The 22,597-nt window shown below is 64.5% G+C and carries 18 protein-coding genes, 3 tRNA genes and 3 rRNA genes; 15 read left to right on the top strand and 9 right to left on the bottom strand.

All coding sequences use genetic code 11. The features are described from left to right. The first annotated feature begins 1 nt into the window (after nucleotide 1). From HTUR_RS17710 to HTUR_RS17700, 3 genes are all read left to right on the top strand, one after another. A complete protein-coding gene (locus tag HTUR_RS17710) occupies nucleotides 2–1,693 on the top strand; it encodes a 2-oxo acid dehydrogenase subunit E2 (RefSeq protein ID WP_012944705.1) in 1,692 nt (563 codons plus the stop codon). 114 nt (nucleotides 1,694–1,807) lie between these two features. Then, complete coding sequence (lpdA, locus tag HTUR_RS17705) at nucleotides 1,808–3,286, top strand: dihydrolipoyl dehydrogenase (protein WP_012944704.1); 1,479 nt, start codon at nucleotides 1,808–1,810, stop codon at nucleotides 3,284–3,286. Between the two features lie 195 nt (nucleotides 3,287–3,481). After that, the gene (locus HTUR_RS17700) at nucleotides 3,482–4,588 is read left to right on the top strand and encodes a multicopper oxidase domain-containing protein (protein ID WP_012944703.1); all 1,107 of its coding nucleotides are present in this window, start codon (nucleotides 3,482–3,484) and stop codon (nucleotides 4,586–4,588) included. 40 nt (nucleotides 4,589–4,628) lie between these two features. Here the strand turns inward: HTUR_RS17700 and HTUR_RS17695 are convergent, their stop codons facing one another. Both HTUR_RS17695 and HTUR_RS17690 read right to left on the bottom strand, forming a co-directional pair. Beyond that, the gene (locus tag HTUR_RS17695) at nucleotides 4,629–4,922 is read right to left on the bottom strand and encodes a DUF7521 family protein (protein ID WP_008893480.1); all 294 of its coding nucleotides are present in this window, start codon (nucleotides 4,920–4,922) and stop codon (nucleotides 4,629–4,631) included. After that, the gene (locus HTUR_RS17690) at nucleotides 4,919–5,296 is read right to left on the bottom strand and encodes a winged helix-turn-helix domain-containing protein (protein ID WP_008893481.1); all 378 of its coding nucleotides are present in this window, start codon (nucleotides 5,294–5,296) and stop codon (nucleotides 4,919–4,921) included. The genes HTUR_RS17695 and HTUR_RS17690 overlap by 4 nt, the downstream gene beginning before the upstream one ends. 972 nt (nucleotides 5,297–6,268) lie before the next feature. Between HTUR_RS17690 and HTUR_RS17685 the strand changes: the two genes are divergently transcribed. The 5 genes from HTUR_RS17685 to HTUR_RS17665 all read left to right on the top strand — a co-directional run bounded on the left by HTUR_RS17685 (nucleotide 6,269) and on the right by HTUR_RS17665 (nucleotide 11,570). After that, a 16S ribosomal RNA gene (locus HTUR_RS17685) occupies nucleotides 6,269–7,743 on the top strand. A gap of 154 nt (nucleotides 7,744–7,897) precedes the next feature. Further along, a tRNA-Ala gene (locus HTUR_RS17680) sits at nucleotides 7,898–7,969 on the top strand. A gap of 222 nt (nucleotides 7,970–8,191) precedes the next feature. Further along, nucleotides 8,192–11,112, top strand: a 23S ribosomal RNA gene (locus HTUR_RS17675). A 126-nt stretch (nucleotides 11,113–11,238) separates the two neighbouring features. Beyond that, nucleotides 11,239–11,360 (top strand): 5S ribosomal RNA (rrf, locus tag HTUR_RS17670). The 16S, 23S and 5S rRNA genes sit together here with 2 tRNA genes alongside, the layout of an rRNA operon. Nucleotides 11,361–11,494: 134 nt before the next feature. Then, nucleotides 11,495–11,570: transfer RNA gene (locus tag HTUR_RS17665), tRNA-Cys, on the top strand. Nucleotides 11,571–11,922: 352 nt separating this feature from the next. On the opposite strand, the gene HTUR_RS17660 is transcribed toward HTUR_RS17665, so the two are convergent. From HTUR_RS17660 to HTUR_RS27535, 3 genes are all read right to left on the bottom strand, one after another. Then, a tRNA-Lys gene (locus HTUR_RS17660) sits at nucleotides 11,923–11,996 on the bottom strand. 97 nt (nucleotides 11,997–12,093) lie between these two features. Then, nucleotides 12,094–12,789 (bottom strand): DUF7119 family protein, encoded by a 696-nt coding sequence (locus HTUR_RS17655; RefSeq protein WP_012944701.1) that lies wholly within the window; start codon nucleotides 12,787–12,789, stop codon nucleotides 12,094–12,096. A gap of 52 nt (nucleotides 12,790–12,841) precedes the next feature. Then, nucleotides 12,842–12,988: a hypothetical protein gene (locus HTUR_RS27535; protein WP_008893512.1), complete on the bottom strand. Its 147-nt coding sequence runs from the start codon at nucleotides 12,986–12,988 to the stop codon at nucleotides 12,842–12,844. Between the two features lie 789 nt (nucleotides 12,989–13,777). Between HTUR_RS27535 and HTUR_RS17645 the strand changes: the two genes are divergently transcribed. The 7 genes from HTUR_RS17645 (at nucleotide 13,778) to HTUR_RS17615 (ending at nucleotide 17,547) form a co-directional block, all read left to right on the top strand. Beyond that, nucleotides 13,778–14,065, top strand: a complete 288-nt coding sequence (locus HTUR_RS17645) for a DUF6360 family protein (protein ID WP_081443477.1) — start codon at nucleotides 13,778–13,780, stop codon at nucleotides 14,063–14,065. A gap of 101 nt (nucleotides 14,066–14,166) precedes the next feature. Beyond that, the gene (locus HTUR_RS17640; protein ID WP_012944698.1) at nucleotides 14,167–14,631 is read left to right on the top strand and encodes a YciE/YciF ferroxidase family protein; all 465 of its coding nucleotides are present in this window, start codon (nucleotides 14,167–14,169) and stop codon (nucleotides 14,629–14,631) included. A gap of 135 nt (nucleotides 14,632–14,766) precedes the next feature. Beyond that, nucleotides 14,767–15,249, top strand: a complete 483-nt coding sequence (rimI, locus tag HTUR_RS17635; protein ID WP_012944697.1) for a ribosomal protein S18-alanine N-acetyltransferase — start codon at nucleotides 14,767–14,769, stop codon at nucleotides 15,247–15,249. Between the two features lie 107 nt (nucleotides 15,250–15,356). Beyond that, the gene (locus HTUR_RS17630; protein ID WP_012944696.1) at nucleotides 15,357–15,863 is read left to right on the top strand and encodes a DUF5810 domain-containing protein; all 507 of its coding nucleotides are present in this window, start codon (nucleotides 15,357–15,359) and stop codon (nucleotides 15,861–15,863) included. Nucleotides 15,864–15,884: 21 nt separating this feature from the next. Continuing rightward, nucleotides 15,885–16,304, top strand: a complete 420-nt coding sequence (locus tag HTUR_RS17625; protein ID WP_012944695.1) for a DUF5809 family protein — start codon at nucleotides 15,885–15,887, stop codon at nucleotides 16,302–16,304. A gap of 89 nt (nucleotides 16,305–16,393) precedes the next feature. Continuing rightward, entirely contained in the window at nucleotides 16,394–17,011 is a 618-nt protein-coding gene (locus HTUR_RS17620) for an NUDIX hydrolase (protein WP_012944694.1), read from the top strand. 170 nt (nucleotides 17,012–17,181) lie between these two features. Continuing rightward, entirely contained in the window at nucleotides 17,182–17,547 is a 366-nt protein-coding gene (locus HTUR_RS17615) for a rhodanese-like domain-containing protein (protein ID WP_012944693.1), read from the top strand. A 195-nt stretch (nucleotides 17,548–17,742) separates the two neighbouring features. Here HTUR_RS17615 and yciH read toward each other — a convergent pair whose 3' ends face one another. The 4 genes from yciH to HTUR_RS17595 all read right to left on the bottom strand — a co-directional run bounded on the left by yciH (nucleotide 17,743) and on the right by HTUR_RS17595 (nucleotide 22,531). Then, entirely contained in the window at nucleotides 17,743–18,036 is a 294-nt protein-coding gene (yciH, locus tag HTUR_RS17610; RefSeq protein ID WP_006180453.1) for a stress response translation initiation inhibitor YciH, read from the bottom strand. Between the two features lie 84 nt (nucleotides 18,037–18,120). Beyond that, nucleotides 18,121–20,445, bottom strand: a complete 2,325-nt coding sequence (locus HTUR_RS17605) for a transglutaminase TgpA family protein (protein WP_012944692.1) — start codon at nucleotides 20,443–20,445, stop codon at nucleotides 18,121–18,123. Next, nucleotides 20,442–21,554, bottom strand: a complete 1,113-nt coding sequence (locus HTUR_RS17600; RefSeq protein WP_012944691.1) for a DUF58 domain-containing protein — start codon at nucleotides 21,552–21,554, stop codon at nucleotides 20,442–20,444. The genes HTUR_RS17605 and HTUR_RS17600 overlap by 4 nt, the downstream gene beginning before the upstream one ends. 2 nt (nucleotides 21,555–21,556) lie before the next feature. Continuing rightward, nucleotides 21,557–22,531, bottom strand: coding sequence for an AAA family ATPase (locus HTUR_RS17595; RefSeq protein ID WP_012944690.1), 975 nt, complete (start codon nucleotides 22,529–22,531; stop codon nucleotides 21,557–21,559). Between the last annotated feature and the right edge of the window lie 66 nt (nucleotides 22,532–22,597).

The raw sequence follows: 22,597 nt of genomic DNA, 5'->3' as shown, positions 1-22,597 counted from the left end.
CATGCTCAGGGAGTTCGAGCTACCGGACGTCGGCGAAGGGGTCGCGGAGGGCGAACTGGTCTCGTGGCTGGTCGAGGAAGGCGAGACGGTCTCGGAGGACCAGCCGGTCGCGGAGGTCGAGACCGACAAGGCCCTCGTGGAGGTCCCCGCGCCGGTAAACGGCACGGTCCGCGAGTTACACGTCGAGGAAGGCGAGGTCGTCCCCGTCGGGACGGTAATCATCTCGTTCAACGTGGAAGGGGAGGAGAGCGAGACGACGACCGATGAGGAACAGGGGCGGGCCGGCGAACCCGAAGGCGTGGACGCGCCCGAGGAGGCGACCACGGCCGGGAGCGAAACTGGGGCCGAAACTGACGAAGCCGCCGGCAGTCCCGAAGCGATCGGCGCCGACGCCGAGGAAACCGCCACGCCCCAGGACCGCGTCTTCGCGCCCCCGCGCGTGCGACGCATGGCCCGTGAAGAGGGAATCGATCTCTCGAGTCTCGAGGGCAGCGGCCCCGGCGGCCGGATCACCGCGGCCGACGTGCAGGCCGCCGCGAGCGGCGGTCCCGTCGGCGGAGCGCAGGCCCAGCAGCCGGCGGAGACGGCAGCCGAATCGGGCGCGACGACGGGCGACTCGAGCGAGACCGGCGGTGCTGCAGTCGAAACGGAGGGCCGGACCGAAGCCGAATCCGGGATCGAATCCGAAGCCGGATCCGGAGCCGCGAGCGCCGGCGAACCGACGACTCCGCCGGCGAACCTCGAGTCCGCGGACCGCGACAAGACCCTCGCTGCACCGGCGACTCGACGGATCGCTCGGGAGAAGGGCATCGACATCGACGCCGTCCCGACCGACGAGGAACGTGAGGGCGAGGCGTTCGTCACGCCCGAAGCGGTCCGGGAGTACGCCGAGGCCCAGCAGCGGGCCCAGGAGGCCGACCGCGAAGCTGTCGAGGCGGGCGAACCGGTCGGTGCGAAGGGAACCGACTTCGCCGAGGGCGAGCGCGAGCGCCGCGAGCCGTTCAGGGGCGTGCGCAAGCGGATCGCCGAGGCGATGGTCGAGTCGAAGTACAGCGCGCCCCACGTCACTCACCACGACGAGGTCGACGTCACCGAACTCGTCGAAGCGCGCGAGGAACTCAAACCCCGCGCCGAGGAGCGGGGCATTCGGCTGACCTACATGCCGTTCATCATGAAGGCGGTCGTCGCGGCGCTGCAGGAGTTCCCCGAGATGAACGCGGTCATCGACGAGGAGGGCGACGAGATCGTCTATCGCGACTACTACAACGTCGGGGTCGCCACCGCGACCGATGTCGGGCTGATGGTTCCGGTCGTCGAGAACGCCGACGAGAAGGGACTCCTGCAGCTGTCCTCCGAGATGAACGAGCTCGTCCAGAAGGCCCGCGAGCGGTCGATCAGCCCCGGCGAACTGCGGGGTTCGACGTTTACGATCACCAACGTCGGCGCCATCGGTGGCGAGTACGCGACGCCGATCATCAACTACCCCGAGGCGGGGATCCTCGCGATCGGCGCCATCAAGCGCAAACCGCGCGTAATGACCGACGAGAACGGTAATGAATCGATCGAGCCCCGATCCGTGCTGACCCTCTCGCTGTCGTTCGACCACCGGCTGATCGACGGTGCGATCGCCGCGCAGTTCACCAACACCGTCATGGAGTACCTCGAGAACCCCAGCCTACTATTGCTCGAGTGAGCGTAGACGGACCTACGACTCGTCACCACCACGTTACGATTCACCGACTATGTACGCTGAACTACCGCACACACGAGACGCGCCGTACGCACACACCGAGGAGGGAGCGAACTGATGGTCGTCGGAGACGTCACCACCGGAACGGACGTCCTGATAATCGGCGCTGGGCCCGCTGGCTACGTGGCCGCGATCCGGGCCGGACAGCTCGATCTGGACGTCACGCTCGTCGAGAAGGAAGCCTACGGCGGGACCTGTCTGAACCACGGCTGCATCCCGTCGAAAGCGCTGATCACAGCGACTGACATCGCCCACGACGCCCGCAACGCCGAGGCGATGGGGATCCACGCCGATCCCGCGATCGACCTCGCGGGGATGGTCGACTGGAAGGACGGCGTCGTCGACCAGCTCACCAGCGGCGTCGAGAAGCTCTGCAAGGCCAACCAGGTCAACCTGCTCGAGGGAACCGCCACCTTCACCGACGAACACACCGCCCGCGTCTCCCACAGCGGCGAGGGCCAGGGCTCGGAGACCCTCGAGTTCGAACACGCCGTCGTCGCGACCGGCTCGCGGCCGATCGAGATCCCCAACTTCGAGTTCGGCGACGAGCCCGTCCTGAACTCCCGACAGGCGCTGGCGCTCGACTCCGTCCCCGACTCGCTGGTCGTCGTCGGCGCCGGCTACATCGGGATGGAACTGGCCAGCGTCTTCGCCAAACTGGGCACCGACGTGACCGTCATCGAGATGCTCGACTCGATCCTTCCGGGGTACGACGACGATCTGAAGCGGCCCGTCAAACAGCGAGCGAACGATCTCGGGATCGAGTTCGAGTTCGGCTACACGGCCTCCGAGTGGCACGAACGGGCCGACGGTGAGGGGATCACGGTCGCCGCAGACCCCGTCGAAGAGACCGCCGCCGACGGCGGTAGCGCCGAGGCCATCGAGGACGAAACGGGTGAGTCCCTCGAGCTCGACGCCGAAAAGGTGCTGGTCGCGGTCGGCCGCGAACCCGTCTCCGACACGCTCGATCTCGAGGCCGCGGGCGTCGAGACGGACGACCGCGGCTTCATCGAAACCGATTCGCGCGCACGCACGAACGTCGATCATGTCTTCGCCGTCGGCGACGTCGCCGGCGAGCCGATGCTCGCTCACAAGGGCAGCGCGGAGGGGCAGGTCGCCGCCGAGGTCATCGCAGGCGAGCCCGCGGCGATCGATTACCAGGCCATGCCCGCGGTCGTCTTCACCGATCCGGAAATCGCGACCGTCGGGATGACCGAGTCCGAGGCCGAGGAGAACGGGTTCGATACCGTCGTCGGCCAGTTCCCGTTCCGGGCCAGCGGCCGCGCGCTGACGACCGGCGAGTCGGACGGGTTCGTCAAGGTCGTCGCCGAGGAGGAAGACGGCTACGTACTCGGCGCCAGCATCGTCGGTCCCGAAGCCTCCGAACTGATCGCGGAACTCGGGCTGGCGATCGAACTGGGCGCGACCCTCGAGGACGTCGCATCGACGGTCCATGCCCACCCGACGCTCTCCGAGTCGGTGATGGAGGCCGCCGAGAACGCGCTCGGCCACGCGATTCACACGTTGAACCGATAAGCGGAGCGCAACGCCCGTAGCCGCCGTTTTTCGGGCGATGAACGTGCCGCCGATTGCCGATGATTCCCCTCGAGCGGGAATATCTCTTTCGGGGCGGGAATTACCTCTGCACCCTTCATTAGGGGGTCCCTCTGTTCGAGTATGAGCCCGATCCCAACCGCGAACTCCGCTCTCCGACGCCGAACCGTCCTCTCGATGGCTGGTACGGGTGCCCTCGGCGCCCTTGCGGGTTGTCTCTCCGGCCTCTCGAGCGACGGTGCCACGGCGACCGAACCGGACAACGAGTCCGACGCCGACGAAGACGGGAAACCGCTGACCGACTACGAGTACACCGCACCGCCGCAGATCGTCGATCTCGCCGAGCAGGACCACAAGTCGACGCTGCGGACCGTCTCCGCGCGCCACCAGCTCGTGAGCGACGAGGCCAAGGGCGGGCCGGTCGAACTCCCCGAGGTGTGGGCCTGGCAGGCCGACGACCTCGCGCCCAGCGTGCCGGGACCGATCTACCGCATGCAAGAGGGCGAGACGTTCGAACTCACGTTCGAAAACGACCACGGCTATCCGCACACCGTCCACGTCCACGCGGTCGGCAAGTCCTGGAAAGACGACGGCGCGCCCGTGACCACGCAGACGCAGATTAACCCCGGCAACAGCAAGACGTACGTCCTCGAGGGCGACGTCCCCGGGACGCACTTCTACCACTGCCACGTGCAGACGCATAACCACCTCGACATGGGGATGTACGGCATCATCCGCGTCGACCCCGAGGGGTACGAGGCGCCCGACCGGGAGTACTTCCTGACGCTCCGGGAGTGGGACAGCCGACTCCACGAACAGACGGCCGGTGGGGACGCCGAGTACGACGTCAGCGACCGGCGGCCGAACTTCTACACGGTCAACGGGCGAAGCGCGCCGACGACGTTCCACCCCGAACTCGGCTCGCCGCTGATCATGTCCGAAGGCGAGACGGTCCGTATTCACGTCGTCAACGCGGGCTACGAGACCCACGCCTTCCACACGCACGGCCACCGCTTTACCGTCGTCGAGGAGGAGGGCAGTCCGATCCCCGAGGCGGCCCGCTACGAGCAGGACGTCGTTCCGATCGCTCCCGCCGAGCGACTCACCCTCGAGTTCGAGGCCGACGCGGACCCCGGACTCTACCCGGTCCACTGTCACAAGGTCGACCACGTCACGACCGACGGTCGCTACCCCGGCGGGATGGCGACCGCGATCGTCTACGAAGAAGCGATGGACACCGAGGAGTTCGCCGACGTGATGGACGACGCCGGATACGAGGGCTAACCCCCGATCCGTTCGAAAACGGTTCTCCGGCTCCGCCGGGTCACTGCACGTACAGCGAGTACGCGATAACCAGGAAGCCGGCGAGAACGAGAAGACTCTCGAGTAAGATCCCCGTCGCGAGCCGAACACTGAGGAGTTCGTAGAGCATCCCCGCGAGGACGAGTCCGAGCGTCACGAGTCCGAATCCGGCGGCGAGAAGACCGAGCGGACGCTGCCGCGTCCGCCGATAGGCCTTGAACGCGACGTACGTGATGACTCCGCCGACCACCAACACGAGCGTCTTGACGACCGCGAGTGCGAGCGCGATTTCGGTGACACCGGTGTACGGGCTCATGTCTCCTTTCGGACCTCCGACCACAGTTCCGCGAGGCGCTCGTCTGCCGTCCGGGCCGGACGCTCGATCTGGACCGCCAGCGACCGATCCTCGTCCAACGTAATCGTGATCTCGTCGAACGCGATCGCGTACTTGCTCGCGTGGTGGCCATCCTGGCGGATCTCGGTCGACTCCTCGAGCAATGTCGAGTCGGTCAGCACTTCCAGCTTCCGATACAATGTCGACTGGGGGATCTCGCACCGCTTCGTGAGCTCAGAGGCCGTCATCGGTTCCTCGAGATTCCGGATAATCTCACGGCAGTCGGGATCGTCCAGCGCGGAGCAGATCTCCTCTGCGGACGGCGTCGACTCCGAAGCGATCGGGTCCCGGACCATTCGTATACTCGTTACGACGCACGTGGTTTATCGGCATCGATGCGTGTCCCCGCTTGCAGCGCCCAATGCGTGGCTCCCGATGCGGTCAGTCGCCCGGAGACGCTCTCACTCGTGTCTCGAGTCGAGCCCATCGCGACACCTTCTTGCGCGTGCACGCTCGAGTACGGGCACGCGGGTCTCATTCGGTCCGACCGCGTCTGCGAGGACGGGATGACCGACCGACCTCCGCCCGCGTGATATTCTGGCGCGATCGTCGATTATCGGAGCTCGTGCTCGAGGACGACGTCCATTTATCCCTGTCGCTATCGCGACTGAATGATGGAAAACCGTGGCACGGTAGCGGGTTTCGCACCGCCTCTGGTTCGACGGCCTTATATAGTAACCCGGTCTTTCATACTAATGCGAACGACGTGGCGCACATCGCCGCGTCCCCTCCGGCCGCGTTCCGGCACGGAGGTAGGCACTGCATCCACTCCCGTACGTGACCGTCGGACCGATCCGATGGTCTTATCCGTATTAGGGCATTCCGAACGTGATGTGCTCGTGGCCGGCGCAGCCGGCTACGGCGATCCGATGCCCTTATACGTAACAGGGCACTCAGATTGGATCGCAACCGTCCCGCCGGATGCGGATTCCGGCGAGGAGCGATCCGACGCCCTTAAGTGTATACGGGGATTCGGATGGATTGCAAAGAACATGTGATCGACGGGGCGTTCAACTCGTCCCGTCATCTCGGACCACTCGAGTCCGAAGGGATTAAGTACCCTTCGTGGCTTACGAGTAGATCCGAAGGAGATGAGGATTCCACCCCTGCGGTCCGCCGTACAGATGGGATCTGATGTTAGCCTTGGTAGTTCGGTGACGCCCGATCGGTCGACGATCTGTGGTCACCGAACGTGGACCCATGTGTGAGTGTGTATCTTAACATTCACCGCCAACAAACCCTCCCCAACATTGGGGAGAACATATAGCATTCCGGTTGATCCTGCCGGAGGTCATTGCTATTGGAGTCCGATTTAGCCATGCTAGTTGCACGAGTTCAGACTCGTAGCAGATAGCTCAGTAACACGTGGCCAAACTACCCTATGGATCCGAATAACCTCGGGAAACTGAGGCTAATTCGGAATACGAATCCCAGGCTGGAACTGCCGGGATTCCGAAACGTTACGGCGCCATAGGATGTGGCTGCGGCCGATTAGGTAGACGGTGGGGTAACGGCCCACCGTGCCGATAATCGGTACGGGTTGTGAGAGCAAGAGCCCGGAGACGGTATCTGAGACAAGATACCGGGCCCTACGGGGCGCAGCAGGCGCGAAACCTTTACACTGCACGCGAGTGCGATAAGGGGACTCCAAGTGCGAGGGCATATCGTCCTCGCTTTTCGCGACCGTAAGGTGGTCGCAGAATAAGTGCTGGGCAAGACCGGTGCCAGCCGCCGCGGTAATACCGGCAGCACGAGTGATGACCGCTATTATTGGGCCTAAAGCGTCCGTAGCTGGCCAACCAAGTCCATCGGGAAATCCGCGCGCTTAACGCGCGGGCGTCCGGTGGAAACTGGATGGCTTGGGACCGGAAGACCAGAGGGGTACGTCCGGGGTAGGAGTGAAATCCCGTAATCCTGGACGGACCACCGGTGGCGAAAGCGCCTCTGGAAGACGGATCCGACGGTGAGGGACGAAAGCTCGGGTCACGAACCGGATTAGATACCCGGGTAGTCCGAGCTGTAAACGATGTCTGCTAGGTGTGACACAGGCTACGAGCCTGTGTTGTGCCGTAGGGAAGCCGTGAAGCAGACCGCCTGGGAAGTACGTCCGCAAGGATGAAACTTAAAGGAATTGGCGGGGGAGCACTACAACCGGAGGAGCCTGCGGTTTAATTGGACTCAACGCCGGACATCTCACCAGCATCGACAACGTGCCGTGAAGGTCAGTGTGATGAGCTTACTGGAGCCGTTGAGAGGAGGTGCATGGCCGCCGTCAGCTCGTACCGTGAGGCGTCCTGTTAAGTCAGGCAACGAGCGAGACCCGCACTCCTAATTGCCAGCAACACCCTTGTGGTGGTTGGGTACATTAGGAGGACTGCCAGTGCCAAACTGGAGGAAGGAACGGGCAACGGTAGGTCAGTATGCCCCGAATGTGCTGGGCGACACGCGGGCTACAATGGCCAAGACAGTGGGATGCAACCCCGAAAGGGGGCGCTAATCTCCGAAACTTGGTCGTAGTTCGGATTGAGGGCTGAAACTCGCCCTCATGAAGCTGGATTCGGTAGTAATCGCGCCTCAGAAGGGCGCGGTGAATACGTCCCTGCTCCTTGCACACACCGCCCGTCAAAGCACCCGAGTGGGGTCCGGATGAGGCCTCTGTAACAGAGGTCGAATCTGGGCTCCGCAAGGGGGCTTAAGTCGTAACAAGGTAGCCGTAGGGGAATCTGCGGCTGGATCACCTCCACAGACCGAGACCAGGCCGTCGTGCCTGGCTCACCACGCGTGGCGCGTTGCGCCACGCACTCCACGTTCGATCGACCATCCGTTTGGCCGATCGGGCACCTTAGAACTACCAAGGCTAACACTTTCGCGCTCTGTCCACCCTCCGGGGTGGACGTGGGCCCATAGCTCAGTGGTAGAGTGCCTCCTTTGCAAGGAGGATGCCCAGGGTTCGAATCCCTGTGGGTCCATGACTCGGAGCGGATCGAGACCGTGCCCCTTAAGTGGGACAGGCGTCTTCGATCTAATCCGAACGAAAACCGATGCACCAGCCCGTGTAAACGTGGCTGGGAAGGGTTAATGCATGCCGCGTCTACGGCGTGCAGATGAGACTGTGTGTACGTGTAGTCCAGGCGTCCACTGGACCCGTTCCCGGGTCACATACGTGGTTGCATCCGCAACCGCCGATCCGATGAACGTGGCTACTGTGCCAGCTGGTGGATCGCTCGGCTTGAGAGCTGAAGAAGGACGTGCCAAGCTGCGATAAGCCTGAGGGAGCCGCACGGAGGCGAAGAACTCAGGATCTCCGAATGGGAATCCCCACCGCAATTGCTTCGCGCAATGGGGAACGTCGAGAATTGAAACATCTTAGTATCGACAGGAAAAGAAAGCAAACGCGATGTCGTTAGTAATGGCGAATGAACGCGACACAGTCCAAACCGAAGCCTTCACGGGCAATGTGGTGTTCGGACTGACGATCACTTCCCGAAACATGACACGAAGTCTCCTGGAACGGAGCACGAAACAGGGTGACAGTCCCGTATTGTCCTGAAGTACGGAACGAGTCAGCTCCAGAGTATCGGGGGTTGGATATCCCTCGTGAAGATCGCGGGCATCGACCGCGAAGACTAAACACTCCTCAAGACCGATAGCGAACAAGTAGCGTGAGCGAACGCTGAAAAGCACCCCACGAAGGGAGGTGCAATAGGGCGTGAAATCAGTTGGCGATGGAGCGACAGAGCATACAAGGTCCCGGACACAATGAATCAGGTGCAAACCTGTAGTAAGCTGTTTGGGAAGCCGGTGTTCTGTCGTACGTTTTGAAAAACGAACCAGGGAGTGTGCCTGTTTGACGAGTCTAACTCGATTATCGAGGAAGGCGTAGGGAAACCGACATGGCCGCAGTGCTTTGCACGAGGGCCGCCGTGTTCAAGCGCGGGGAGTCAAACGGGCACGACCCGAAACCGGATGATCTAGGCGTGGGCAGGGTGAAGCGTGCCGAAAGGCACGTGGAGGCCCGATAGCGTTGGTGTCCTACAATACCCTCGCGTGACCTACGTCTAGGGGTGAAAGGCCCATCGAATCCGGAAACAGCTGGTTCCAACCGAAACATGTCGAAGCATGACCTCTGCCGAGGTAGTTCATGGGGTAGAGCGACGGATTGGGGGACCGCACTCCGAGAGGAGTGCGCCCCCCTGTCCAACTCCGAACCTATGAACGCCGTTTGACGCAGGGAGTCCGGTGCACGGGGTAAGCCTGTGTACCGTGAGGGAGACAACCCAGAGCTGGGTTAAGGTCCCCAAGTGTAGACTAAGTGCGATCGAAGGTGGTCGCAAGCCCTAGACAGCCGGGAGGTGAGCTTAGAAGCAGCTACCCTCTAAGAAAAGCGTAACAGCTTACCGGCCGAGGTTTGCGGCGCCCAAAATGATCGGGGCTCAAGTCTACCACCGAGACCTAGCGGCACTCTTGACCGAGTGATCCCGTAGGTTGGCGTTCTGTTCGGGTGGAAGCATGGCTGAGAAGTCATGTGGACCGTTCAGTAACGAAAATCCTGGTCATAGTAGCAGCGTTAGTCGGGTGAGAACCCCGACGGCCGAACGAGTAAGGGTTCCTCAGCAATGCTAATCAGCTGAGGGTTAGCCGGTCCTAAGTCAGCCCGTAAGTCGAAGCTGACAACAGGGAAATAGGTTAATATTCCTATGCCAGTGTGCACTCAAAGCCGACGCTTTGGGGCCGCCTCTCCCGAGCTTTCGCTCGGGCGAACAGTCGAAATTCGTGGAAGCCGTAATGGCACGAAGCGAACGAATGGCTGAATAGCGCAAGAGAGGTCAACCTAGAGCCCGTGAAAAGGCAAGCACACTGTCCGTACCGAGATCCGACACAGGTACTCGTGGCGGCGAAAGCCAAGGTCTGTCGGGATCAACCGACGTTAGGGAATTCGGCAAGTTAGTCCCGTACGTTCGCAATAAGGGATGCCTGCCTCGCAACGAGGCAGGTCGCAGTGACTCGGGCGCTCCAACTGTCTAGTAACAACATAGGTGACCGCAAATCCGTAAGGACTCGTACGGTCACTGAATCCTGCCCAGTGCAGGTATCTGAACACCCCGTACAAGGGGACGAAGGACCTGTTAACGGCGGGGGTAACTATGACCCTCTTAAGGTAGCGTAGTACCTTGCCGCTTCAGTAGCGGCTTGCATGAATGGATCAATGAGAGCGCCACTGTCCCAACGTTGGGCCCGGTGAACTGTACGTTCCAGTGCGGAGTCTGGAGACCCCCAAGGGGAAGCGAAGACCCTATAGAGCTTTACTGCAGGCTGTCACTGAGACGTGGTCGCCATTGTGCAGCATAGGTAGGAGGCGCTACACAGGTACCCGCGCTAGCGGGCCACCGAGCCAGCATTGAAATACTACCCGATGGTGACTGCGACTCTCACTCCTGGCGGAGGACACTGGTAGCCGGGCAGTTTGACTGGGGCGGTACGCGCTTGAAAAGATATCGAGCGCGCCCCAAGATTTCCTCACCCGCGTCGGAGACGCGGGAAAGAGCGCAAGAGCATAAGGAAGTCTGACAGTGTCCGGCACAACGACGGACGCTGACGCGAAAGCGTGGTCTAGCGAACCAATGCGGCTGCTTGATGCGGCCCATTGCTGACAGAAAAGCTACCTTAGGGATAACAGAGTCGTCACCCGCAAGAGCACATATCGACCGGGTGGCTTGCTACCTCGATGTCGGTTCCCTCCATCCTGCCTGTGCAGAAGCAGGCAAGGGTGAGGTTGTTCGCCTATTAAAGGAGGTCGTGAGCTGGGTTTAGACCGTCGTGAGACAGGTCGGCTGCTATCTATTGGGGGTGTTACGGTATCTGACAAGAACGTTCGTATAGTACGAGAGGAACTACGAATGGGTGCCACTCGTGTACCGGCTGTCCGAGAGGGCACGTGCCGGGCAGCGACGCACCACGGGGTAAGAGCTGAACGCATCTAAGCTCGAAACCCACTTGGAAAAGAGATACCACCGAGGCCACTCGTAGAAGACGAGTTCGATAGACTCGGGATGTACGCACCAAGGCAACGAGGTGTTGAGTCCGCGAGCACTAACCGGCCAAGCCACACACTCATAACTACAATCGCATTGGATCCATGACGCGGTGAACGGGTCCGGACGCAAACTGGACTACACGTATACTACGGTCGACCACCACCGATATTGGCATGGTCACGGTTCGATTCCGTGAATCGGCGTTCGGCGGCCACAGCGGCGGGGAACCACCCGTACCCATCCCGAACACGGACGTTAAGCCCGCCTGCGTTTCGGCGAGTACTGGAGTGCGCGAGCCTCTGGGAGAGCTGATTCGCCGCCACCACTCATACTTCATCATCAGGCCCCACACAGCACCGGCTGTGTGGGGCTACTCGTATTTATAGCAGGTACTGTCGCACAGTAACGACTGTGCCGTACCGCTATGCTTAAACGACCGCAGTGATAAGGGACAAACGCGCCAAGGTGGCAGAGTCCGGCCGAACGCAGCGGCCTGCAGAGCCGCCCACCGCCGGTTCAAATCCGGCCCTTGGCTTTCTGTCGTGATCAACCCGAGGAGCGATCGCGCTGAATAGAATTGTGGTAATACAGCCCCTATTCCACGGAGTAGCCACTGGGTTCCTGTTGTAATGACTTCGCAGGTACCACTTTGGGAAGCCCGTGAGCAGCTGGTGGCTCGCTAACAGCGATTCACCACCAGTCAGCAGGTCACTCACAGTTTTCTCAGTCACCGTGTTGCTCTTCACGAAATAAATTGTCGCACAGACGAGTCGGGCGCGACCTGAACACACAACCGGGTGTGCTCGCTGCGTTGCGCGCGACCTCCCTGCGTTCTAATCCCGTCGCATCTGATGCTCGCCGCTCGAGCATTTACTCGCGGTGAGAAGCGGGCCGGGCGCGATTTGAACACGCGACCGTCTGGTTAAAAGCCAGACGCTCTGCCAAACTGAGCTACCGGCCCTGTGGATGCTACTTTCGGGGAGTGATGGTTAAACGTTTCTTTCTCTTCCCACCCGGTGACCGGGTGAGGGCGCTGGACGCACTCGAGCGAACTGTGTTCAGTCGAAGTACTCTTCGAGTGCCTCGGTGACGATTTCACCGGGGAGAACGCCGTCGACGGAGGCGCGGCGGCGGAGATCGCGATACGTCGACGGCGAGAGCGTGAGTTCGAGGTGGCCCAATGCGACGCTGTGGTCGGCCAGCGCCTGCTCGATCGGAGTGCCGTCGTTGATGGTACTGGCGACGCTTCGGACCTCGCGGACGGTGAGGTCGCCGTCGAGGGTCGCCCAGGCCAGAAGGAGTCGCGCTTCGCCGCCGACGCGGGCGATGTGTTTGGCGGCGGTGGGTGCGATGCGGCCGAGTGCGACCTGTTTGCGGACCGACCGCGGGAGGTCGTGGACGCGAGCCCACTTGCGGATAAACGAGACCGTCGCGTCGCCGCCGGCTCGTTCGGCTGCGGCCTTGTAGGAGCCTTCGCCGCGGACGAGCGCGGCGCAGGCGGCGGCGCCGCGCAGCATGTAGAGGTGGTCGTCGTTAGTCGAGCCGCTGGCGAACTCGCGGACGGTTTCCGCGGCGTCAGCGAGGCTCTCGGGGTCGTCGGGATCGAACTGGACGGCCTCGCGGGCGCGCGTGCCGGCGACCGATTCGTCGCCCCGGATAACTGGTGCACCGACGGGTGATTCGCGGTCCGTCGGGATCGAGCGACCATCCGCGCGACGGCGATGTGAGCGATCACCGGGCCGATTGTCGGTCATGCCTCTCGATAAGGACTTGAACGCTAAAAAAGCCGCTGCCGTGGCGAATCTCTCACTCGTCGCGCTTTTCGGCGAGATGCTCCCAGATTTCCGTGCAGCCGGCCCCTTCCTCGATGTCGTCGAGGTGGGCATCGTCGCGCTCTTCGTCGTCCTGCTCGGGCTCAATTGTCTCCGGTTTGCATTCGGCCGCGTCAGTCATGGATGCCTTTTCGAACGCAGCGGGCATAAGTACCACCTCGGCTGCAAGCGATACCCGTGCTCGGTCTTACAGGTCAGTTATGCCGCTATCTCCGACACGGTACCGTTTCGAATCGCGATGCTGGCGGGTGATTCCGCTGGAAACGTCCGTCACGAATCGGCGCCGCGAGAGCGAACGCTCGAGAAGACGACCAATCAAAACGACCGAGCGTCAAGTGAGAGAGCGCGAGTCCGAACCGCCCGTCAACGACTCGAGCGAGAGCGGGCTGAAAGCGGGTACCGAGACGACTGGGGGCCGGTGCGGGCGGCGTGGTGAATCTGGAGAGGGGTCGTTTCTCCATCGGCCGTCGAGTGCAGATCGGCGGGAACCGTCCGCGACGCACTGAGAATCCATGGACGATGACAGTCGATAGAGGTTGGCGGCGGGTATCGAAGGACGTCCGAGAGGGCGAAGCGGCCGCTCTGGAGGGAGTGCCGGATACCGGCCGCCGAGTCGACCATCGTAGGCAAAATAATCCGGTAGATGAGGCACCGATCGAGGGTTTGTTGTGCAGTGTGAACTGGTGACAGTGGTGTGTTGGAAGCGGAACGATACCGATCGGATCCGTCGGTCCGACGCGCGGTTCAGCGCTACTGGAATCGAGCGCGCTGCCTCGAGTCCGCGATCGACGGTTGTGGTCGGCGTCGACACGTTGGGCTGGCAGCCGTCGTGCGTCGAAGACTTCCAGCCCGATCGATTCTCGAGCGCGCTCTCGCGGCGCCTAAGTGGGTTCGTCGTAAGCGTTTTCGTATGTCTGATCGACTGATGACGGTCAACGCGTACACGACCTTAGACTACGTCGAGGCTGTCGCGAAGGGAGCGGCGTTCGAGTGGGAGTCGATCGCCGTCGTGAACGCGACCGCCGACACGGAGGATCCCGACTGCGTCCACCTGCAACTCGAGTTAGACAACCTCTCCGAGGAGCACCTGCCTAAACACATGGAGGAGCTGGAGTTGACGCCCGAGCAGGCGCGAGCGCTGGCGGCCGATCTCGAGAAACACGCCGATCGCGTCGACGACGCGCAGGCCGACGGGTGAGGGGGCGCTCTCGCGAGCGACGGAAAACCCGTCCGTTCGCGGGCGCCTGCCGTCGCAGGCTGGCGATTTTTTCACGGCGCTGGCGAATCGTCGGCCGGATCATGAGCATGGACACGATTCAGGACCTGTTCGAACACGGCCTCGAAGACATCTACCACGCCGAGCACCAGCTACTCGACGCGCTCGAGGATCTCGAGGGGAACACGGAGCGCGAGGAGATCGCGCAGGCGTTCTCGGAACATCGCGAAGAGACCCAGGAGCAGATCGATCGACTCGAAGAGGTCTTCGACATGTTCGGCGAGCCGCCCGAGAAAGAGGAGTACGAGGAGTTCGAATCGATGGATCCCTCCCAGGAGGTCATGGACTACCACAACATGGCGGCCGCCGAGAAGACCGAACACTACGAAATCGCCGCTTACGGCAATCTGATTCCGCTGGCCGACCAGCTCGGAATGGACGACGCCGCCGACTTGCTCGAGGAGAACCTCCGGGAGGAACAGGACGCGCTGGACGAACTGAAGGAACTCACCGAAGAGTTCGAGATGGACGCCATTCCGGCGGAGTGACTGATATCGACGACGAGGACGAGCGCGCCGAGACGGACAACGAGGGCGTCGACAAGTACCCGGACGGTCGACCGCTCGAGTCGCCGCGCGGCCGAGGGCACTACTTCTTTTAGCGCTGAGCGTCTACCCCCGACAGTGACAACGCCGGCGTCCGGAGCGGCCGACGGTGACGGCGGGCTCTCGATCCGTCCAGCGGAGCGGGCGGATCTGCTCGCGGTCGTCCGCATCGAGAACGAGTCCTTTTCCCAGCCGTGGCCCTACGACGCCTTCGAACGATTTCTCGGCAACGACGGGTTTCTGGTCGCCCTCGAGGAGGGCACGATCGCCGGCTATCTCGTCGCCGACGTGAGCACGCAGTTCGGGCGACAACTCGGCCACATCAAGGACATCGCTGTCCACCCGGACCACCGCGATTCGGGAATCGGAACCGCCTTGCTCACCCGGGGAATGGCCGTGCTCACCGCCCGCGGTGCCGACTCGGTCAAACTCGAGGTCCGCCGGACCAACGACGGCGCGAAGCGACTCTACCGCCAGTTCGGCTTCGAGCCGCTCCGGCGCGTGCCGGGCTACTACGGGAACGGCGAGGACGCGATCATCATGCTTCGGAAACTCGAGTAGGCGAGCGGACCCCGCGTGAGAGCTGGCGTGCCGTTCGCGGGCCTCCCGCGGTCGCGATCGCGACCGCGGACGTGGCCGTTTTACCGCCGGCGTTCCTACCCGCGAGCATGGGATACGCCTGCCCCGTCTGCGACGCCGAACAGGCCGACGCGGAGCACCTCGCGAATCATCTCGCGATCACTGCCTCGCTGGGCCGCGAGGATCACCGCGCGTGGCTCGAGGAGCACGCGCCCGACTGGAGCGACTGCAGCCCCGAGGAACTGGGCGAGATCGTCGGCCAGTACGCGCCCGAGATCGACACGCCGGAGTTCGAGTCGGCGAGCCACGGGCACGACCACGGTCGACCGGGCGGTCTCGAGGAGGGACTGGCCCGCCAGAGCCGCCAACCGGGCCGGGGCGACCAGCTCGGTGGCCGCTCGGGTCGGGGCGGCATGAGCGCCGAAGCCGAGACCGCCCTCGAGGAGGCCCGGGAGCTAACCCGGAAAATGCAGGAACAGGCGGACGCGGGCGAAGAGGGGGAGGCGCCGGACGACGAGACGGGAGCTGCCGAAACGACCGACGACGGCACGCCCGCTGTCGACGACGGGTCGTCGGAACGCGAAACTGGTAACTGACTACCGCGAGCACGTCGAGGTATGCACACTGTCGGGACGTTTACGCCGGCGTCAGCCGAGGAGGCCCGGGACCGCTACGCGGAGGTCGGCCCTGCGGCCCAGACCGTCGTTCGCGAGGTGGCCAAGGCCATGGAGTTCGACCGCGAGGAGTACGACGACCGCGTCACCGGAGACGTCGTCGAGACCGCCCGCGACGCGCTGTTCGCGAGCCTGCTCGAGGTTCACGTCGGCACGCGCGAGGAGTTCGCGGACTGGCGGGACGAGTACGACGGCGAGGTCACGACCGTCGGGAGCGAGAACGTCGACTCCGTCGTCTGGCACGCCGGTCCCGAGAGCGACGCCGTCGCCGCGACCTTCCAGAACGAGGAGGAGGCCGCGGTCGCGACCCTCCGGCGGCAGGCGTTCGGGCGGCTCTATCGGGAACTGGTTGAGGCGAACTGAGCGGCGGTCGCTGCGGAGCCGGCGTTTTCCGACACGACCCGAGCACCGAACGGCATCTATTACCCGCTCGAGGCCGACAGCATCCGTCGATGACTGCACCCGACGAGTTCGACGCGCCCGACGAGTGGACGCTCCGCGAGGAGGTCACCGAGTACGAGACGCCCTGGTACGACGGCGGCTACGATCTGCTCGAACAGCCCGACGGCACCGAGAAGCGCTACTACTGGGCGGACCTGCCGGACGCGGTGATCGTCGTCGCCAAGATCGACGGCGCCGCCGTGGCGTCCATCGACGGCGAGATGGCGGCCGCGAGTGAGAGCGAAGACGAGGGCGACCACCTCCTGTTCGTCGAGCAGTTCCGGCCGACGATCCGCGAGACCCACCTCGAGCTCCCCGCGGGCATCGTCGAGGACGGCGAGTCCTACACGCGCGCTGCCGCCCGCGAACTCGAGGAGGAGACCGGGTTCAAACCCTCGAGCACCGCCTTGCTTCAGGAGTACGCGGTCGCGACCGGCGTCCTCCGCCATGACCGGGGAATCGTCTTCGCAGAGGGGCTCGAGCCCGGCGAGCGCGAACTCGACAGCAACGAGTTCCTCGAGGTGACGACGGTGCCCATCGACGAGGCCATAGAGCGCGCCCGCGAGCGGCCGGCCAACGACTCGACGCTGTCGGCGCTGTTGCTGGCGAAAGAGGACGGCCTGCTCTGACGCTCGCCGCGATGACAGCTATCGAGACACCGCTCGATCGAACCCGAACGTCGAACGCGGTCGGCCTCGAACCGAACGTGTCGCGGGGAACAGTGAATCGAGCCGAACTGCCGTCCGCGAGCGAGAATCGACCCGTGGGCTTATTCTGTCTGCGTCCCAATCCCGGCGTGATGGACGGCGAAATCTCTCCCGATGAGGTCAAGGAACTCCTCGAGGACGGCGCGGACGTCCTCGTCATCGACATCCGCGACGAACAGAGCTTCGAGCACAGCCGAATTCCCGACAGCGAGAACATCCCGTTTCACGAACTCACGAGCCGCGTCGAGGAACTCGAGGGCGAGGACCGCATCGTGACGGTCTGTCCCCACGGCAAGGCCAGCGTGCAGGCGGCCCAGCTTATCGGCTCCTACGAGGGGACCGCCGACGCGACCGTCGAGAGCATGGAAGGCGGCCTCGAGAAGTACGGACTGAAGTTCGGCCTCATCGGCAGCGAGGACGAGACGGACGAATCGGTGAACGCCGAGTCTCCCTTCTGATCTCGCGGGGCCGCGTTTCCCCGACGGCTTCGGCTTTCCCGCATCGACGGTGTCGAGGTCGAAGATACTTCTCCGCGGAATAGACCGAGCAGTCGATGCGAGACCGATGGCTCACGAGAGGGTGAAAAACGGAATCACTGAAGAAGTGATACGGTGGCCGCGGAGTTCGGAAGTCGTCTCAGAGCATCGCGGGCATTATGCGACGTTGAAGCCGCGGTCCCGAAGGAACTCTTCGATGCGGCCGGTGTGGTTGCCTTGTAGCTCGATCTGGTCGTCTTCGACGGTCCCGCCACAGGCGAATTTTGACTTGAGATCCGACGAGAGACTGTCCAGGTCGACGTCCTTCGGATCGAATCCTTCGACGATCGTTACCTCTTTACCGTATCTGCGCTCGTCAATGCGGATGTTGAGTTGCTGTTGTCCCTTGGCCACGTCCTCGCAGACGCAGAGTTCCTCGGGCAGCCCGCACGTCGAGCAGACTTCCGACATTACGTTCACTGATACGAATCGGCCATATTAAACACTATCGGGACCCGTATCCCGTCACGCGGTTCTTTTTGTGTGTGTTGGCGCTCACTTTCGCCGTCGACCGACGCCGGGCAGGTGCTCACGCGCGAGTTCGTCGACGATCGCCATCGCCTCGTCGGCCCCCTCGCGATCGACGCCGCCGCCGTACACCGCCCGTTCGTACCGCTCGAGGACGGTTTTCGCCCGCGGATCGACTCCCACGTCGGATTCCTCGGCCAGCGCCTCGAGGTAGCCGCGCGCGGACTCTGAGCGCTCGCGGGGGCGGTGGGAGGCGGCCAGCAGGCGCTCGAGCCGCCGATAGGCGCGTTCGGCGTCGCGGTCGGGGTCGTCGCTGCGCCGCTGCCAGTAGCGGCCGACCGTTCGGCGGAGCCGCGCGACCGCGCCGGTGTGATGGACGCTCGCGACTAACCCGGTGAGGGCGACGAGGGCGACGGTGGCTGCCTCGCGGGAGATCGATACCCGCTCGACGAGCGCCCTGAGCAAGCCGTCGTCGTCCTCCTCGTCGGTGAGCGAGTCGTTGTCCGCGTTCGGATCGGACGGATCGGGCTCCGGTTGGGGCGAGGTCGAGTCGTTGTCGGTCTCGTTGTCCGGCCCGTACCCGGTGTCGGGTTCGGAGCCGTTCCGGGCCTCGCTCTCATTGTCGTCGATGATCTCCGACGGGGACTCGCCGGGTTCGTTCTCCGCTTCCTCCTCGGAGAGCGGCACGTCCTCGCTCGAGTCGGTGTCGACGTCCTCGGCGCCGTCCTCGCGGGCCTGCTCGACCTGTTCGTTGTGGGCCGCGTTGCGGGGGCCGGACGGCGTCGGTTCGAAGGCGACCCAGCCGTGGTCGGGGAAGTAGACCTCGACCCAGGCGTGGGCGTCGGTGCCGCGGACGACGTACTCGTCGTCGTCGACCTGCTGGCCGCTCGTGTAGCCGGTGACGTAGCGAGTCGGAACGTCCTCGGCTCGCAGCATCTGGGCCATCGTCGTCGCGAAGTAGACGCAGTAGCCCTGGTCCATCTCGAGTAAGAACGCCTCGGCGACGTTGCCGTTCGGTCGGTCGACCTCGAGGGAGTAGCCCTTCGTCGACCGGAGGTAGTCCTCGATCGCGACGGCTTTCTCGTAGGGCGTGTCGGCGTCGGCGGTGATCTCGGCCGTTCGGGCCTCGAACTCCTTGGAGGTGTCCTCGGGCGTCTGGAGGTACCGCTCGGAGATCGGCTCGGGGTAGTCCGTTCCCGCCCGCTGGAGGGCGGCGGCGTCGGGATCGATGACCGCGCTCTCGACGGCGTACGTGTCGCCCTCCACGAGGGGGTTGCTCGGATGGATCTGCCCGTGGCTCGAGACCTCGGTGTGCTGGGTGAGATCCCCGTCGACCGTGACCGGTTGCGGAGCGGCTGGCATGACGCCGAGCGTGGTTTCGGCCGTGACGAGCTGGTGCACCCGTTCGCTCTCGCCCGGCGGCTTCCCGATCGGACCCCCGTAGTCGCTGCGGTCGCCGGTCCGGACCCACTCGTCGCCGGCGAAGCGATCGTAGACGCCCGTCCGCCAGTAGGAGGCCTGGTCGGCTTCGACCGTAAACCGGACCTCCGGCGAGAGCTCGACCGAGCCGCCGATGCTCGAGCGATCCGAGGCGTGGTCGATGGTCCCCTCGAGCGTCCCGGTCTCGGTCCCAGCGAAGTGGCCCGGTGTCCCCGAGCCGCCGGGGACGACCGTGACGGTCAGCGAGAGGACGACGATCAGCGCGAACAGGGCCGTGAGCAGGTCCGCCTGGGCGACCGAACCGCCGCGGCGCTCGAGTTCGCCGCAGCCGACGGCGCCGATCCCGGCCAGCGTCCCCACCAGCGTGGGTACCGTCCCGGCGTCGCCGGTCAGGACGAGAAAGAGCAGCGCGATACCGCCGGGAACGACGCCGAGCGCGTACCGACCCCGGACGGCGAGATACCACGAGAGGAAGACGGGCGCGGGGACGAACGCGAGCGTCCAGACGCCCGCTTCGACCATCCGGAGCAGGGGGAGGCCGGTCGCGAGCGCGGCGGCGTCCGAGAGCAACACGTCGCCCGCCGAGAGCAGCACCTCGACGCCGAGGCCGGTGTACTCGAGGTAGTAGGCGAAGCCGAGCGCGCCCGCGACGAGCGCGGCGACCGTCGCGGTCCGCGGGCGGATCGCCCACGCGAGGACCGTCGCCGCGACTCCCATCGCGACGACGAGGGCCAACAGCGTCTCGGTCCCGCCGACGACTCGCGTCACGTCGCGCAGGACGCTCACGTACGACGCCGTCAGGACCAGCACGCAACAGAGCGCGAGCAGCCGGAATGTTCCGGGACCGACCGATCCGTCCGGCGCGATCTCGATCGTCCGCTCGCCCGTCTGGGAACCGGAGTTCGTACTCATGTCGGTACCCCCGATTCGTCAGGGCCGCCGTCGGGCCGATCTCGACCTCGTAGATCGGGTGCTCCGAGCCTATCGTGTGAGGTCCGTTCTCGGTCGCGATCCCCGACGAGTCGTTCGAACGGGATCGATCGATCGTCGATCACGACCCGCGTCCCGTCGGCGTCGCTCCGGATCACGACGTCCGCTTCCTCTCGCCGCCCCGCCTCGAGTTCGCCGGCCTCGAGGCGGGCCGCCGCCGCCAGCAGCCGGCGAGCGTGGTCGTGGCCCGAACCCGGCTCGCAGTCGGCGTTCGGGAGCGCGAGGCCGACGTCGACGTCGGCCTCGAGGAGGTGTCTCGCGACGCTCGCGACCGCCGTCGCCAGCTCGTCGTCTCGGCCGGACACGCACTCGGCGGCGATCGTCGCCGTCCCGGTCTCCTCGGTGTCCGCGTACTCCGTGACGACGAGGTCGGCGTCGGGCCGCTTGGCGGCCGACTTCCAGTGGACGTCCCGCAGCGAGTCGCCGCGCTGGTACTCCCTGAGGTGGTCGAACGCGTCGCGATCCTGTCCCGCGAGCGCGTCGGTGACCGCTCGAACCTCGCTCCCGGGGCCGGATCGAACCTCGTAGACGCGCGGGTAGACGAGGGCGGTCGTCGTCCCCTCGTCGGCAAAGCGGCGCCGGACGAGTCCGAAGAGGTCGCTGACGGTGATCGTCGCCGGCCCCAGTCGGTGTTCGCCCCGCTCCTCGAGTCGGATCTCGTACCCGACGCGGTCGTCGCCCGCGAGGGTCGTCTCGACGACGGGCGCGCCGTCCTCGATCGCGGCCGTCTCGTCGTCGCTCTCGAGTACCGCGATGCCGTCGCCGACGTCGTCGCGGACGGTCGCCGAGACCGTCGCCGACGACTCGATCGCGAGTTCGATCGTCCGTCGATCGCCGGGGAACCCCTCGGGGACGGGCGCGCGTCTGATCTCGGGGCGGTCGGCCCGGCCGACCGCAACCACTCCAGCAAGCAGAACTACCGCCAACGGCACCACGACGGCGTTGAGCGCCCGCGGGCCGAACTCCCATCCCATCGCCAGCGAGACGACCACGACGAACAGCGCCGTCCAGCCGCGGAGCGTCAATCGCATCGTCACTCGACCGGCACGCGCTCGAGGGCGTTCTCGACGACCGTCGCGCCGTCGCGCTCGCGATCGCTCGCCTTGATCCGGTGGGGGAGGACGACGGGCGCCTCCGTCTGGATGTCGTCGGGGATGACGTAGTCGCGGCCGGTAGTCACCGCACGCGCCTGGGCCGCCCGCAGGAGGGCGATCGTCCCGCGGGGGCTGACGCCGACGCGGGCGTGTTCGCGGGTGTAGCCCGCCAGCCGCGTCGCGTACTCCCGGACCGGCCGCTCGACGCGCGTTTCCGCGACGGTCTCGCGGGCCGCGACGATCGTCTCCCGGTCGGTTACCGGCTCGAGTGACTCGATGGGGTGGTTCCCGACGGTCCGGCCGAGCAGTTCGGCCTCCTCGTCGGGGTCGGGATAGCCCAGGTGGAGCTTCTTCATGAAGCGATCGAGCTCCGCGAACGGCAGGTCGTAGGTCCGGTTCGGTTCGATCGCGTTCTGGGTCGCGATGACCGTGAACGGATCCGGCAGCTCGCGGGTGTCGCCGTCGACGGTCACCTGCTCTTCCTCCATGGCCTCGAGTAGCGCCGACTGGGTCTTCGGCGGCGCGCGGTTGATCTCGTCGCCGAGCACGACGTTGCCGAAGACGGGACCGGGCTGGAACTCGAACTCTCGACTCTGCTGGTTGAAGACGTTCACGCCGGTGACGTCCGTCGGGAGGAGATCGGGCGTGAACTGAATCCGGCGGAACTCGCAGTCGATCGAGGTGGCGATCGAGCGGGCCAGCATCGTCTTGCCCACGCCGGGAACGTCGTCGAGTAAGACGTGTCCGCGGCCGAGCATCGCCGTCACGACGTGTTCGACCACGTCCTCGTGGCCGACGATCACCTCGGCGACGTTCGCCTCGAGGTCGGCACAGAGGTCGGCGACCGTCGAGACCGCGAGCCGATCGGTCGACAGCTCGGTCCCGGTCCGGGACGGCGGATTCGCGTCAGTCATGGCTCGAGTACGGACACAGCGAGGACCCAGTTACACCGCTCATCAGTACGTCAGTAGTGGCTCCGA

The organism is Haloterrigena turkmenica DSM 5511 (genome assembly GCF_000025325.1).
Taxonomy (GTDB): Archaea; Halobacteriota; Halobacteria; order Halobacteriales; family Natrialbaceae; genus Haloterrigena; species Haloterrigena turkmenica.
The sequence above is the reverse complement of the archived record's forward strand: the minus strand, read 5'-3'. Positions and strand labels throughout refer to the sequence as shown.

What these genes read in the sequence shown, in the direction of transcription:
- HTUR_RS17595 (WP_012944690.1), bottom strand. Translation starts at nt 22,531, where the DNA reads ATGACTGACGCGAATCCGCCGTCCCGGACCGGGACCGAGCTGTCGACC.
- HTUR_RS17640 (WP_012944698.1), top strand. Translation starts at nt 14,167, where the DNA reads ATGAGCATGGACACGATTCAGGACCTGTTCGAACACGGCCTCGAAGAC.
- HTUR_RS17620 (WP_012944694.1), top strand. Translation starts at nt 16,394, where the DNA reads ATGACTGCACCCGACGAGTTCGACGCGCCCGACGAGTGGACGCTCCGC.
- HTUR_RS17600 (WP_012944691.1), bottom strand. Translation starts at nt 21,554, where the DNA reads ATGCGATTGACGCTCCGCGGCTGGACGGCGCTGTTCGTCGTGGTCGTC.
- HTUR_RS17630 (WP_012944696.1), top strand. Translation starts at nt 15,357, where the DNA reads ATGGGATACGCCTGCCCCGTCTGCGACGCCGAACAGGCCGACGCGGAG.
- HTUR_RS17625 (WP_012944695.1), top strand. Translation starts at nt 15,885, where the DNA reads ATGCACACTGTCGGGACGTTTACGCCGGCGTCAGCCGAGGAGGCCCGG.
- HTUR_RS17605 (WP_012944692.1), bottom strand. Translation starts at nt 20,445, where the DNA reads ATGAGTACGAACTCCGGTTCCCAGACGGGCGAGCGGACGATCGAGATC.
- HTUR_RS17700 (WP_012944703.1), top strand. Translation starts at nt 3,482, where the DNA reads ATGGCTGGTACGGGTGCCCTCGGCGCCCTTGCGGGTTGTCTCTCCGGC.
- lpdA (WP_012944704.1), top strand. Translation starts at nt 1,808, where the DNA reads ATGGTCGTCGGAGACGTCACCACCGGAACGGACGTCCTGATAATCGGC.
- HTUR_RS17645 (WP_081443477.1), top strand. Translation starts at nt 13,778, where the DNA reads ATGTCTGATCGACTGATGACGGTCAACGCGTACACGACCTTAGACTAC.
- yciH (WP_006180453.1), bottom strand. Translation starts at nt 18,036, where the DNA reads ATGTCGGAAGTCTGCTCGACGTGCGGGCTGCCCGAGGAACTCTGCGTC.
- HTUR_RS17615 (WP_012944693.1), top strand. Translation starts at nt 17,182, where the DNA reads ATGGACGGCGAAATCTCTCCCGATGAGGTCAAGGAACTCCTCGAGGAC.
- HTUR_RS17695 (WP_008893480.1), bottom strand. Translation starts at nt 4,922, where the DNA reads ATGAGCCCGTACACCGGTGTCACCGAAATCGCGCTCGCACTCGCGGTC.
- HTUR_RS27535 (WP_008893512.1), bottom strand. Translation starts at nt 12,988, where the DNA reads ATGACTGACGCGGCCGAATGCAAACCGGAGACAATTGAGCCCGAGCAG.
- HTUR_RS17710 (WP_012944705.1), top strand. Translation starts at nt 2, where the DNA reads ATGCTCAGGGAGTTCGAGCTACCGGACGTCGGCGAAGGGGTCGCGGAG.
- HTUR_RS17655 (WP_012944701.1), bottom strand. Translation starts at nt 12,789, where the DNA reads ATGACCGACAATCGGCCCGGTGATCGCTCACATCGCCGTCGCGCGGAT.
- HTUR_RS17690 (WP_008893481.1), bottom strand. Translation starts at nt 5,296, where the DNA reads ATGGTCCGGGACCCGATCGCTTCGGAGTCGACGCCGTCCGCAGAGGAG.